This is a genomic window from Emticicia sp., from assembly GCF_049241225.1.
GTDB lineage: Bacteria > Bacteroidota > Bacteroidia > Cytophagales > Spirosomataceae > Emticicia.
The window spans coordinates 23,663-37,992 of record NZ_JBMLRC010000141.1; the positions used below are offsets into that span (position 1 = coordinate 23,663).

At 34.8% G+C, this 14,330-nt stretch carries 12 protein-coding genes and 1 pseudogene; 1 reads left to right on the plus strand and 12 read right to left on the minus strand.

Translation table 11 applies throughout. The features are described 5' to 3' along the window. The first annotated feature begins 20 nt into the window (after positions 1–20). The gene (gene sufD / locus ACOVO2_RS08455) at positions 21–1,352 is read left to right on the plus strand and encodes a Fe-S cluster assembly protein SufD (RefSeq protein WP_350265300.1); all 1,332 of its coding nucleotides are present in this window, start codon (positions 21–23) and stop codon (positions 1,350–1,352) included. Positions 1,353–1,413: 61 nt separating this feature from the next. On the opposite strand, the gene ACOVO2_RS08460 is transcribed toward sufD, so the two are convergent. The 12 genes and pseudogenes from ACOVO2_RS08460 to ACOVO2_RS08515 all read right to left on the minus strand — a co-directional run bounded on the left by ACOVO2_RS08460 (position 1,414) and on the right by ACOVO2_RS08515 (position 14,167). Continuing rightward, entirely contained in the window at positions 1,414–3,300 is a 1,887-nt protein-coding gene (locus ACOVO2_RS08460; RefSeq protein WP_421769540.1) for a CocE/NonD family hydrolase, read from the minus strand. Positions 3,301–3,411: 111 nt separating this feature from the next. Next, positions 3,412–4,698, minus strand: coding sequence for a dicarboxylate/amino acid:cation symporter (locus tag ACOVO2_RS08465; RefSeq protein WP_421769541.1), 1,287 nt, complete (start codon positions 4,696–4,698; stop codon positions 3,412–3,414). 139 nt (positions 4,699–4,837) lie between these two features. Continuing rightward, a complete protein-coding gene (locus ACOVO2_RS08470) occupies positions 4,838–5,284 on the minus strand; it encodes an SRPBCC family protein (RefSeq protein WP_421769542.1) in 447 nt (148 codons plus the stop codon). A gap of 570 nt (positions 5,285–5,854) precedes the next feature. Next, positions 5,855–6,202 (minus strand): hypothetical protein, encoded by a 348-nt coding sequence (locus tag ACOVO2_RS08475; RefSeq protein ID WP_421769543.1) that lies wholly within the window; start codon positions 6,200–6,202, stop codon positions 5,855–5,857. Positions 6,203–6,583: 381 nt separating this feature from the next. After that, the gene (locus ACOVO2_RS08480; protein WP_421769544.1) at positions 6,584–6,808 is read right to left on the minus strand and encodes a hypothetical protein; all 225 of its coding nucleotides are present in this window, start codon (positions 6,806–6,808) and stop codon (positions 6,584–6,586) included. Between the two features lie 185 nt (positions 6,809–6,993). Then, positions 6,994–7,467, minus strand: a pseudogene (locus tag ACOVO2_RS08485) (DUF6088 family protein); the annotation flags it as partial. Between the two features lie 375 nt (positions 7,468–7,842). Beyond that, positions 7,843–9,702 carry a DUF262 domain-containing protein gene (locus ACOVO2_RS08490; RefSeq protein WP_421769545.1) on the minus strand — a complete coding sequence of 620 codons (1,860 nt, stop codon included), beginning with the start codon at positions 9,700–9,702 and terminating at the stop codon, positions 7,843–7,845. Positions 9,703–9,979: 277 nt separating this feature from the next. Further along, a complete protein-coding gene (locus ACOVO2_RS08495) occupies positions 9,980–11,116 on the minus strand; it encodes a hypothetical protein (protein ID WP_421769546.1) in 1,137 nt (378 codons plus the stop codon). Between the two features lie 224 nt (positions 11,117–11,340). Beyond that, positions 11,341–12,603, minus strand: coding sequence for a hypothetical protein (locus ACOVO2_RS08500; RefSeq protein WP_421769547.1), 1,263 nt, complete (start codon positions 12,601–12,603; stop codon positions 11,341–11,343). A gap of 54 nt (positions 12,604–12,657) precedes the next feature. Then, on the minus strand, positions 12,658–12,948 hold the full coding sequence (locus ACOVO2_RS08505; RefSeq protein WP_421769548.1) for a hypothetical protein: 291 nt from the start codon (positions 12,946–12,948) through the stop codon (positions 12,658–12,660). 139 nt (positions 12,949–13,087) lie between these two features. Further along, positions 13,088–13,486, minus strand: a complete 399-nt coding sequence (locus ACOVO2_RS08510) for a GxxExxY protein (RefSeq protein ID WP_421769549.1) — start codon at positions 13,484–13,486, stop codon at positions 13,088–13,090. Positions 13,487–13,498: 12 nt separating this feature from the next. After that, positions 13,499–14,167: an SAM-dependent DNA methyltransferase gene (locus tag ACOVO2_RS08515; RefSeq protein ID WP_421769550.1), complete on the minus strand. Its 669-nt coding sequence runs from the start codon at positions 14,165–14,167 to the stop codon at positions 13,499–13,501. Positions 14,168–14,330: the final 163 nt, after the last annotated feature.

Genomic DNA, 14,330 nt, shown 5'->3' on the forward strand with positions numbered 1-14,330 from the left:
ATTATAGAAAATTTTGAATAATGAGTTCGATAGAAAATAAAGACGCATCAAGTCTAAAAGCAGAATTAATCGCTGATTTTCAGTTGTCACAAGCAAAATTGAATGGAAAAGCCGCTTTGCCGATTCATCAATTGCGTGGTGAAGCGATGCAAAATTTCGATAAATTAGGTTTTCCAACTATTCGTCATGAAGAATGGAAATACTCGAATGTAAGCAATTTAGTAAAACAAACATTCGATTTTCATACAAAAACCGATTTTAATCAAGCCGACCTTGATAAGATTCCGTTGCCACATCTTACTGGAAACGTTTTGTATTTTATCAACGGCGTGTATAATGCCGAACTTTCGCAAATTGCCACTCCCGAAAATAAACTGAAAGTTATTCCGTTTTCGGAAGCATTGGCTCAACAACCCGAATTAATCGAAGGTTATTTTGGTAAATATGCCAATTACGAAACTGATGCTTTCACGGCTCTAAATACCGCTCTTGCCAATGATGGTGTGGTGGTACAAGTGGCTGATAATAAGATAGTTGAAGAACCAATTATTTTGAGATTTATCTCGGATGTACGCACTGCAAATGTAGGTTCTCAGCCTCGTAATTTGATAATTGTCGGTAAAAATTCACAAGTAAAAATTGCTGAAGCGTATCGCACAGTGGGCGACGGTGCTGCATTTGTAAACACCGTTACCGAAATCATCGTTGATGAGTCGGCAATGGTTGATTACTACAAAGTGCAAAGCGAAAGCGATAAATCGTATCACATCGGTACTACGCAAGTTTACCAAAAAGGCCGCAGTTATTTTTATTCAGCAACCGCAACTTTGAATGGTGGATTCGTAAGAAACAACCTCAATGTAGTGCTTGATGGTGAGCATATCGAAAGTCATTTGTTTGGTTTGTACGTACCAAATGGCAAGCAACACGTTGATAATCACACAGTTGTTGACCACAGAAAACCAAATTGCGAAAGCCACGAGCTTTATAAAGGTATTTTGATGGACAAATCAACGGGGGTTTTCAATGGTAAAATTTTCGTAAGAGAAGATGCTCAAAAAACCAACGCTTACCAAAACTGCCGTAATGTGGTGACTTCTGATGAAGCAACCATGAACACAAAACCACAGTTAGAAATTTGGGCGGACGATGTAAAATGTTCGCACGGAACAACCACTGGGCAGTTGAACGACGAAGCTATTTTCTATATGCAGTCGAGAGGTATTCCGAAAAAAGAAGCGATTCGTTTGCAACTTTTGGCTTTCGCACAAGATGTTGTAACACAAATCAAAATTGATTCAATTAGAGAATATATCGAAGAGTTAATCTTAGATAAACTTCAAGGAGCTTGATAGAATGATTGATATTAAAACGCCTCATAATCAGCGATTATGAGGCGTTTTTGTTAGATACCTACTTCAATACTTCTACTGAAATCTTGCTATCGGCATAAATGCGATGCGTTGCTTTCTGAAAATCCTTTTCCTCGGCTTTGTAGATATTTGGCACATATTTTTGTGGATTAATATCAAATAAAGGAAAGGCCGTTGATTGCACTTGAATCATGATTTTATGCCCTTTTTTAAATGTGTGCAAAACATCTTGCAAACGGAAATTAATATCCGTCTTCTTATTTGCCACCAAAGGTTCTGGTTTTGAAAATGAGTTACGGAAACGAGCACGCATGATTTCGCTACGTACCATTTGTTGATAGCCACCCAACGTAATATGTTTGGGCGTGTATGGAGAATTTGGCTCGTCTCCAGGGTAAACGTCAATTAATTTAACAAAAAAGTCAGCATCCGTTCCTGTTGTTGAAATTTTGAGGTTTGCCATGATTTCGCCACCAAGTGTGACATCTTCTGTCAAAACTTCGGTTTCGTAAGTCATTACATCTGTTCTGCGACCTGCAAAACGTTGGTCTTCACTCATATAATTTCGTGGACTAAAACCTGTAATTTGCTTTGGGTCTTCGGTGTATGGCACTGGCTTTGATGGGTCAGAAATATACTCCCCAAATCCTTTTCCTGACATTTCTTTTGATAATTTCCCATTTGGATTTAAGTAAAAATCAATTTTTTGAGCAGTTTTTACTGGAAACTCCGCAAACTCACGCCATTCTTTTTTACCGGTATCAAATAAATATGCTTCGGGCAAACCTGTTTTTCCATCGCCAGATTCCTTCAAGAAATGTTTGAAGAATTTCAACTCCATATTTTTCTGAAAATAAGTAGAAACACTATCTCCAAAATAAACATTTGAATGAAAATGATGTCCACGCTCACGAGCCCAATCTCCATGCCCAAAAGGTCCCATTACGATTGTATTATAGGCATTTGCATTATATTTCTCTAAATTTTTATAGATATTCAATGGGCCAGGCAAATCTTCGGCATCAAACCAGCCACCAACAACCATGATTGCAGGTAAATTTTTGACATTTTTTAAATGTGGTAGGATGTTTCGTTTTTGCCAAAATTCATCATAATTTGGGTGTTCGATGAGTTCATTCCAAAAGAAATTATCGCCATAAACTTTGTTGAAATTCTTTAAAGGCGTCATGGTTTTATACCAATCAAAACCATCAACTGTATTGAGTTTTGGAAATTTATCATCATACCACGAATTGGGCGTTGGTTGAGGGTGCTGTACACCAAAAACTGGGAAAGTCATACCATAACCTAAAGTAAAAGCCCCATTATGGTGAAAATCATCAAAGAAAAAGTCAGAAATTGGTGCTTGTGGTGAAGCCGCTTTCAAGGCTGGATGACCGCATAAAGCTCCTGCGATGGTATAAAATCCTGGATAAGAAATGCCATATTGACCCACTCGACCATTGTTGTTTGGAATATTTTTCACTAACCAATCAATGGTATCGTAAGTATCTGACGCTTCATCAACATCAGTTGGCTTTGTTTTGTTAGGTATATGCGGTGTCATATTGGTGAATACTCCTTCCGACATCCAGCGTCCACGTACATCTTGGTCAACGAAAATGAATTTTTCTCGCATCATATAGCGAGAATAATACAACATTTTAGGGTACTCTTCCTTCCCATAAGGAGCAACATCATAGCAAGTCCGTTGCATCACAATTGGGTAAGTATTGTTTGGAGAAGCATCTTTTGGTGTATAAATATTGGTAAAAAGTTTTACCCCATCTCGCATCGAGATTTGCACTTGGGTTTTTATGTAGTTTTCTCTTACAAAAGCAGAATCTTGCTGTGCAATAGTTAGCGTTTGTGCTTTAGCTGAAATTGATAATATGCTTACTATCAATAAAATAAAAGTTTTTTTCATGAATTTATAAAAGAGTTGAATATTATTTACTTGTGTTGATTGTTTTAAAAATATGAGCCACTATCTTATCAAAAATAGTGGCTCAAACTATGTTATCTAAACTGCTGTATTTTATGCAGCTTCATTCAATTCCCCCTCCCATTTAGCCACAACAGCCGTTGCCACTGCATTTCCTGCTACCGAAGTTGCTGAGCGGCCCATATCTAACAACCAGTCAACCGCCAAAACTAAGCTGATACCTTCTTGCGGAAGTCCAAACATCGTGAGTGTTCCTGCAATTACCACCAACGACGCACGAGGCACGCCCGCAATACCTTTACTTGTGAGTAAGAGCGTAAGCAACATCGTTACTTGTTGGCCAAGTGTTAGTTCGATACCGTAGATTTGGGCGATAAAGCCTGTTGCAAAGGTCATATACATCATTGAACCATCAAGGTTGAAAGAATAACCTAAAGGCAAAACAAAACTGATGATTCGCTCAGAAATACCGAATTTTTTGAGTTGTTCAATTTGCAATGGCATTGAAGCCTCCGAACTTGCCGTACTGAATGATAAGAATAGAGCATCTTTTACATATTTCAATAATTTCCAGTAGTCGATTTTTTGTGTGAGACATATCACCCACAAAACAACAACAATGAAAAATGCCAAAGTTGCGAAGAAACAAACAATTAAATATAAGTAACCACCCAACACGCCAAGCCCTTTGGCAGCAATAACTGCCGCAACCGAGCCAAATACTGCATAAGGTGCGAATGTCATAACGTAGCCAACAATCTTAAACATTACTTCTGAAATCGCATCGAGGGCTTTGGTTACACTTTTTCCTTTTTCACCAATGGCTGCCAACGCTACACCAAAAAACAATGAAAATACTACGATTTGTAGCACTTCGTTGGTAGAAAGTGCCTCAAAAATACTCTTCGGGAAAACGTGTGTGATAAAGTTTTCGAGAGTCATTTTCTTGGCCTCAACGCCGGTGTCAGTACCTGTACTTGGCAAATCGAGTGTCATTACTTTACCAGGTTTCATTACATTTACGGCAACCATACCCGCAACTAATGATAAGATTGTGGCAAAATAAAAATAGCCTAATGTTTTAAGGCCAATACGACCAACTACTTTGAAATCTCCCAATTTGGCTATTCCTACGGTAAGTATTGAAAAAACCAAAGGTCCTAAAATCATTTGAATCAGGCGTAAAAAAATCTTTGAGAGCAGTTGAAGATACGAACTCCAATCTTTCATGCCTTCATTGGCTTTTACTTGTTCGGGAGTAAGTAATGCCGCATCTTTGATTCCAAATTGGCCTAAATCAAAATGATTGTGAATAAAATAACCGACAATGATACCGAGCGTCATGCCGATGAAGATTTTCCAAGTAATGTTTAATTTCATAGTGTTTAATCCATTCTCCCACCTAAAGAATGTACTTTTTAGTTAGTTGATTCACTCCTTGCCCTAAAGGAGCTTTAAATATTTTCTTTGGTCATATTTTAGTCAACCAACGTCAGCGTTTAGGGACTTTTATTCCCCTTTAGGGGTTAGGGGTTTTGAATATTCGCTGATAAATTGGTTTGCGATAAAGGAATTGAAGATACAAGATAGGATAAAAAATGTAATCTGTCAAAATAGTGGGCGTACGAAATTCGATTTCATCAATAATTTTACTTCCTGTACTGCCATCTTTCACAATACGGTGCTTGTGTTTCCAGTATTTTAGAAAGAATGGCAACTGCACGCCTTCATCAATAAAGAACGATTCTTCTACCGATAAATAAGAATCTGTGATTTTACTCACCCAAATTTGCCGTATAATAAAAAAGTTTAGTTCAAATGTAACTTTTTCGCCAACTTTCTGTCCAAATGATATAAGCTTGACAGGAGGAAATGGCGGTGATAATTTGAGTAGCAGTTTATCATCAAATTGACGCCATACATCACTAACCGATTGTTCGACAGCGGTTTCGATATTAATTTTCATTATTGTTAGCTTATTTAAGTAAAATAAATGTGAAATGAAAGAACAGATAAACTGAAAGGAGCAATATAAGTAGAAATACCGTGAAACACGTACTAAAAATCAGGGGTTTTTACGCTAAAATTTATAAATATTCTTTCAGACCTTTGTCATGTTAAAATAACCCCAAAAAGCAACGTTATGTTTTTAGAAATTTACACAAGTCTTAGTCATTTAATAATGATTTATCCACTACAATTTTTCTTGGTAGGTGTGTTGCTCATTTTAGGAGTTTATGAATTATATCATTTTTTAGAATTAGGAAGATTTTTAAGCATCGGCCGGGGGTTCGGTCAGCGTAAATATATTAAATAAATTATGTTTCATCATAGTGGTTAGGGTTGTACACAAAGAGCCGTTTCGTTTGAGACGGCTTTTTTGTTGGCAAGCCACCACTTAGCTTGATTGAGGTAGTTTTGTCGCAAAAAATGCAAATATTTGCGACCATTTTGAGAGGAAACTTAGATTATAATATTTTTATCCCAAACATATCTGTAAGCATGTACTTAAGAAAGAATAGTTTCTGGTATAGAATTATATCTTATCTAAAATATATTTTTGAAACCAGGCTGGGATTTCTTCCGTCTGAAGATTTATCTCTGTTCCCCCAACAATTTCAGCAATCCATATTTTGTTATCGCCTGAGTTATCAAAAATAAATGTTCTATCTGTGTGCTTAACTGCTTCAAACAATAACTCTAATGAACGATAATATCTTGAAACTACCTTTTCGTTTGGAACATTATGACCGCCAGATTTTACTCGATGCCCAATTCGTAAAAGGTTTATAAGTGGGTCTTCTGTTGCAACGTAGTATAAATAAGTACGATAACCTTCTGTTTGAGCTTTTTTTAGAATTTCAATCTTATCAGGAGATGACATTACAGTCTCAAATGTAAAAGACTTGCCCTCATTCAAAAGTTTATGACGCAAGAAGTCTGTCAGAATAGCACTTAAATAAGAATCAAAACCAAGGTTATGAAAAGAAATAAAACCTTTTTCTATATAAGTTATTTCATATACGAAATCTCCATTTTCGGAGCGTTCAGTAAGTGGATGATTTTAAAAAAAACGTACAATTTCGTTTCTATTGGTATTGATATTAAAATCTCTAATATCTAAATATCCCTGTCGATTTATTTCTTTTTCAATCTCATTAGGATTAAGTTAATATCCCAAAAGACCTATCTGAAATAACAGATTTGATGGTACTTTTTCCTGAACCATTGGGTCCAGCAAAAATGCGTAATCGTCGCTTTGACATCACTTGGAAATTATATATTTTTTTTGAATAACAGCAATCGGTTTTTCAATCTCTTTGATAATTTTCCGAGAGCCGTCTGGAGAAACTTCAATAAGTTTTCCATTTTCTGCAATCATAACTTTATCGCCTTCAGCTAAACTTCTCCAGTAGGCTTGCTTGGTAGCTGTTTCTGCTAAATATGGAATCTGTTCTTCGAGGAATGTGATTTCTTTTTCAGTTAACATGTTTTTTTTGACTTTATACAAATTTAGTATTACTTGAGTGGCAATGCAAGTATTTGTGTTTCATTACCAATATCTGATTTCAATTGTAAGAGTTAGCTGGAATATAACCAATATTTTATAGGCTACAATGGCTTGTTTTCCTAAGCTCTGATGGACTTCATCAAAGTTGACTAAATCGTCCAATTTCATTTCGTTAGAGCTTTTTTCATTATTTCAGCTATCCAGACTGGAGCTAATTTTATGTCATTTTTGAGATTATTTACATCTTCTTTTTTTAGAAAATTAATCACTTTTTTTTCTTCCTCTTCTGTAACGAGACCATTCCCAATATCTTTTAATGCTTGAATAACTAAACTGCTGATTTGGCCTTTAGTTGATAAGTTTTTGGGACTGGTTTTTTTGAATAAAATAGTTCTTTTCCCTACTTTAATTAGCCTTGGTGAACCATCTGTAAGATATACTACTTTAGTTGGTACTTGTGTAGATAGCCCAAGTCTATTTTGGGCATGCACTCCAGCAGGAATGATGCGTGCTTTATCTCTTTTTGCAATGGCGATAGCAACATCTTCGGCTGTTGGGGTTAACTCTCCAAGTAGTTTACTTACTTTTGGCTTTACGTAAACTCCTTGGGCTATACGCTTAATTTCCCCTTTTTCAACTAAGCGATGTAAAGTTAATCAGATTGCTCCTGAGCTTCCGTATTCTCTAAAATCTTCTGGAAAAAAGATTTTACCTCGTGGAGTTTTATCTATATGATTGGTTATATTTTTATCAATGCTTTCCATAAGAAGGAATTATTTTGTAACAAATTTAGTAATTATTTGTTACAAAATATCTCTGATTTTCTTTTCTTATACAAAGGAATAAATAGTCCAATCAAACGCACGTTTGATTGGACTATTATCAAGCTAATGAGGATAGAGGTTTTATTAGGGTGAAGGGCTATTTTACTGGTCTAAAAATCATATTATAAAGCTAATTTAGTACCACAATGAATTGAAATACAATGTGGTACTACAAGTTGGCGGGTTTTATTAGTTCTGATTACGTTTGATGGCTTGGAATGCACGAAGACTATTCCCCTCATAATACTGCATCAGTAAATCAACGCATCGCTTATTGTTTAGTTTTAAATCTTCCAAATGCCAATCCTGATGCTTCATAAATACAAAATTGGTGTTGGCTCTACTCTCAATAGCACCTTCATACTTATGCTTTTTAATTTCGTAAGGTTTATTGCTGAGCGAAGCGTTTTTATTTTTATCAATTAATACTAAATTACCTATGCGGTGTACCCATTCTTTATGTTCGGTGCCATCAATATCCCAGGTAGTGTTATCAATTTTTTGAGGTAGTAAATGCTCAATTGATGAGGTATCCTTATTATATTGAATAATCGTTGATGGGCTGGCTATTAATAAATCGAGTTTTAATAACAAATATCGAATCTTGTTTACACGTGTACCGGCATACGAACCCCACCTTTCGTTCTCCAGAAGTGTTGCAAACTCCGATAAATCAATAGGTTTTTCAGATGAAATATTTTCGTCATAAAAACTATAACTCATACATTCATTGTTTATTAAGCCTTCAGCAGCAGCTTCGATACTTAGCTGATTTTCTTGATATAAATTATAATAATGCTCAATTCTTCTGAGAATTATAAATGTGCGTGTACTCGACTGCCGTCTGCCTAATAACCAACCAACTGAATACAGATTATCGAGCTTGATTAAAAAATCGGTGATTTGGTGTTCGCCAAAACATTCTCTAAAATACATGAGTGGTGTAAGAAATTGGCTACCAAATACACTTGATAGTATCGTGATGATATTACCAAAAAGCTGAGAGCCTTCACGGGTTACAATACTGCCATTTGTAAGGGCTTCGTAATGACCTACATATTTTTCAACAAAATCGAGTGTTTCGGGGCCTTTCCGAAGCAAATTCTTTCTAAACATAAACTCAAAGGCTTTGGTCAGACTCTGATTGTCGTCGCTGCGGTATTTCATGCGAATAAATACTAAGGCCCAAAGAAAATCATCGAATGCTTTGTAGGGATTGCTGATGGTATTCTCAAAAACAGACCATTTATTGGCATAAGCCTTACGTAGTGTATCGTTGTCTATAACTCGTAGGTTTTGGGCTCGCAGAATATCCGATACTTGTAGTTGTAGCCCACGGCTATTCAATACCGTAAAGAGATTATAAGCGTCATCAAGATTATTAGGTGTGGCTAAATATAAAGCCAATACCTTATTAGAGAGGTATTTGTAAAAATCGCCAATGTATTTTTCTTCTCTATCAGTTTTATCTGCTAATTTATTGGCCCACCATTGTGCCATTGTCAGAATTCCCCTTGCCATATTACGCACTGAGGCCGTCTGATTACTATCGGCCGCAATACTATCGAGTTTGGCGTGGCGTTGAGTACCGTTGGGTTTAAGAATATATTCGTGCAAAAATTCCTTGTCATCTCTGATTTCAAATTCGATACGAATTCTTGCTGGAATATTATTGTATTCGTCGGCTTCTTGTATGAGGCGGCGTTGTACGTTTTCTCGAAGTTTTTCTTCTTGGGCAATATCTCTAATTACGCCATGCAGCAGGTATAAGGTAATAAAACGCTGTTGACCATCTAAAATATCTTGATAAATATACCGTACCGATGCCTCGGTTTGATAGTTGCGGGTATTCCAGACCATACAGCCCAAAAAATACTCTTTGTTGCTATCATTCTCCATAGCCGAGCTGATATCATCGAGCAAAGCACTAATTTGTTCATCTCCCCATACGTAGGGGCGTTGGTATTCTGGAATATTAAAAAATTGTTCGGGGCTAAAAATCTCTTTGATGTACTTTTTTCCCGTTGATAAGGTGGTTGTGTTATCCATTTCTTTGTGCAGTATATATTTTGCTGTGTTTTTGATATTATTCTAATTCATATATGCCTCATACGCCCCCGCACTCATGCCAAAAGTAGGGTCAATTATCAGCACCTCGGAGTGTGTAGGCTCGTAGGGTTATCACACCCCACCATGGAATTGCATAGGTCAATTTCTGACTATAAAGTTTGCATGTCTTCGTTTAGTTTTCTTACTCGTCAGTATTAATTATCACGGTGGTAAATACTTACACTTATTTCATTAAAAACTGTTTGAGTGCTCGATTTCATTCTTCATTAACAAAACTATCTTGGTAATCTTTAGCACTTAAAACCGTATCGTAAAGACCCACGTTTTCTCCTTCATGTTTATTGATTCCAATATATTCTAAACTGGCATCTTCGTAACGTTTAAATTTATAAACTGCATCATTCATCAAAGCACTATTAAAAACTCCAAGACTGACCAATAATTCAAAATCCTTTACATTCAGACCTGTTACTTTTTTGAATAACCCTGGTTCGAGTTGTGTAATTACATCTTTCAAACTTCGCTCTCTATAATCGGTCAAATACATGAAGACAGGCACACGAGTAGCAAATTTGATGAGTTTTTCTTGAATTTGCTTTCGTATTGTTTTGTACTCCTTTTCTTCATCTGAAAGTTCTTTTTTCTCATCTTTCGATAATTCTCTTTCGTTAGCTCCTTTTTTAGTTTTTTTAACCGACTCAGATTTATTAATAATCGTTTCAATATCTTGGTTCAAATTTCTGAAACCTTCAATGCTCATTAATGCTCGCATAGCATCTTGATTATTCATTAAACGCTGTAATGTATTATTATCAACGTTTACTAATAATGCACTTTCCCAACGTCTGGCCAGTAAGGTTGCCGTTGTTCCACTCATTGCCATGTCCAAAATACCAGCTGCATCAACTTGCTTCATCGAGCTACCATCATAAGCCAATACAGGCAAGAAATGAATAAATTCTTGCACTTTTTTTTCAGGATTCGATTCGTTTACGTTCAATCGGCAACTATAATCGGCTATTTGCTTTAAAGCTCGGTCGGGAGCAAAATCAAAAACATAACATTCTTGTTTTATAATTTCCTCTTTATTAGGTGATTTACTATCGGTGTTTTTAATTGTCCAAGGTGTTTGGACTCTAAATGCTGCTTGAAAATATGTTTCGGGACTTGATGAATTGCGTAACATAAAAATACCTCTCCACGGTTTTACTGAAACACCAGTTGTTAGTTTACCACACGATAAAGTAATGGTTTTTGTTTTTAATGGATTACCCATTGCTTTCAATATTGGCGGTAACGCTTCTACGCCAATACCTGCACTCGTCCCCGCCGCAACAATTACTTCGTAGTCTTGATAAAATTTATTTTGCTTCTGCTCCAACAAGTTTTTCATTGCAAAACATGAAGCAACACTCGGTAAAAACCAAAATGTATGAGATAAAACATTTAACAATGGAGCATGAGAAAATGGCAACGGTGGCTTTTTTGCTCCTAATTTTAGGTTATCAATCGTAGTTTCAGAAAAAGAACCACGTATTAAATCAAGCCATTTTTGTACTTCACTTTAAGCATTTAGGTTTATTTCTTGGATGTGTTATTTTAATATTAAGTGTTTTGCTATTGAATTGTTAAGGCATATTCTGAATTATTATCAACAATATTTATTTTTTGAACAAGTTTAACTACGTATGCTGTAAATTGCACATTACTTTCTCCATTTGCAAGCTTAAAGGAACTTACTACATTTTTTATTGTTGATTTTTGCTCAGAACTTAATTCATCAATTATAAGTACTACTCTTAAATTTGTCTTAAATGATTCAATTAAAAGTTTTTCCATTTCTCTCTCAATTGACCTTTCCTTTATTTCAGGGCGAACCTCTTTAATCCAATCAATGAATTTAGAAGTTTGACTTTCCTCATTATTTACATATGTTATGATTTTATCAACCCAACTCTCTATAGTTTTAACTCTCGTTTGTTCATCTGTGATTATACTAAATGCCGAAGCAAATCTCATTAATTGAGGAATTATAGTTCCATTTAAATAACTGGATTTTTCTATTTCTTTTTGTTTACGCTCTCCATAACATTCATATTCAATAAGATTTATTCGAAATAGATTTTTTGAATTTTTATCAAACTCTATTAATATTCCATCAGGAAGTGTTCTTATACCAAGTACATTGTTACCATCTATTTTGAAACCTTTTGTCTTAAAAAGTCTATTTTCTGGAATAAGTAACGTTTTTGATTTCGGGAACTGAGGAAACAAAGAATAAAAATGCTCATTTACTAATGTTTCAAGCCCTTTGATTTTATCTATCTCATTTGAAAATGGAACTATCTGAAAAGTCCCCATAATAGAAACCTTCGCATCTGGGATAACTTTAATTATTTTTTGCAGTTCTTTTTCGTCTTCGATAGTGGCATTTTCAACATAGTCATCTTCATCTATTTCAAGCTGGGGTATCTCTTCAGTAAATTGATAGAGAGTATCAATTTTATTACTGAGAAACTGGTCATTTAGTAACTTTATAGCTTGTTTGTCAGTAATAGATTTTGCTCTTTGAACAAATTTTATCGCCCAATACTTACCTCCTAAATCTGATAGAATTGAAATATCAAATGGTTTGCAGAATTCAATATTTTTTATGGTGAAAGCACTAATATAATTATCAGCATCTTTCCAAGGCTTATAATCGGTAGGCTCATCGAGAATAAATCTTGCTCCACATAAACTTTTCTTTCCAATTTTTACGACAAGGTAAACTAAATCGCCAATTTGTGGACTCCTATCAGTAAATCCTGAAACTTTATCATTTAAACATAAAAAATAGTTTTCAGTGGATTTTGAACAATGTGAGATTCTTACAGCCATTTTTTAACATGCTTATTTAATTAACGAAAAATTATTGCGGAGGATAAAATTCATTTAACCCAAAACGCCAATTCCAAATAATTGATTTTGGAAAATATGATTGATACGAGTCTGTTTATCGGGTATTTGAGTTTCCAAACCTTTCATCAAACGTTTGGCTATTTCCCTCAGAAAAATACCTGATTTACTTACGGGGTCAAGAAATTTGGCGTTTTTATTACTCCAAAGCTCAGTAGGCAGCAAATCAAGCATCTGATTTGCCAAATTGGGTGGTGTAAAAACTTCATCATTGCTTAGGTTAGCAAGGCAAGAAAGTACGTCAGGGTTGTAAGTTGTCTGAATCATGATTTACTTGATTTTAGGATTTTCTTGATTCTTTTTCGTATCGGATTTATGAGTCGTTGTACCGTTGCTATTTTAAAAATTTCTTGATTCGTTTTAATTTCTGTTTTTCATTGGCTGAGTATTTTAATCCTGAAAATCTTTAATCTTGAAAATCCTGATTCCAACGGTATTTTGAATTAAAAACCTTTTTGATTTGTAGGCTATTTGAACCAAAATTGATAAGTAACCCTATGGGTTTATTATAGGCAACTAAATAGTTTTTTGCTTGTGCGAGATGAACGTCTTCCAAATTAATAACCGCTTTTAATTCAACTATAACATCATTTTCTACAACAAAATCAGCTCTTCTTGTGCCAACATTAATACCATCATAAAAAATATCTTGCTCAATTTCTCTTCCAAATTCAAGACCTACTTTTTGTAATTCAATAGCCAAACACCGCTGGTAAATTACTTCTTGAAAGCCATTGCCGAGTGTATTGTGCACTTTCATGGCACAACCATTTATTTTGTAGGTGATTGCATCAAAGTTTTTCATTAAATAAAAATTTTAATCTTGAGAATCCTCTAATCCTGCAAATCCTGATTCTGACAATTTTAAAAAATGTACCAACGGAAAATCTCTTACTGGCTCATCAATGGCTGCGGCATCGCCTTGGTCATTAAATAATGAAAATTGATGGGTTTTCTCAACTAAAAACTTAAATATAAAGTCTCTACGTTTAATCATACTTCCGTTTACGGCACTCCACTCAGAGAAAATAATTGGTGTTTTTGTAAGTGGGTTCGTAAAATCTAAAGCATCACCCCATAAAATATTTCTATCCAAAATAAATTTTATACTTCGCAAACATTCGTCTTTACATAGTTTTTTATATCTATTCGTATAAATTTCTTCAAAGATTTTATAGAGCCTTTCTCTGCACTCTATTGCATTATCTTCTAAAATATCAACCCCATAAATACTTGAAATGGCGATAATTGCATATCTTTCAAACTCGATTTGATTTTTAGAATACCTATCTTCTACAACAGCTAACTTTCGCCTGAGAACTTCTGCTAAGAAATTTCCATTTCCACAAGCTGGCTCTAAAAATCTTGAATCTATTCTTTCTGTTTCTTGCTTCACAAGGTCAAGCATTGCATTTACTTCTCTTTCTGCTGTAAATACTTCACCATGTTCGTTTACTTGTTTTCTTGATTTTACTTGTTGACTCATAAGAATTTCTACACATAAAAAATCTATGTGTTAATAAAGAACTAAATTTGAATTAAATAAATAGTAAAAATATTAAAAGAAAAGCGAAATCTAACGATTTATGAAAGAAAATACTTTATCGGAGAAAATAAACAAAAAAAAGCACTCAAAATTGAGTGCTTTT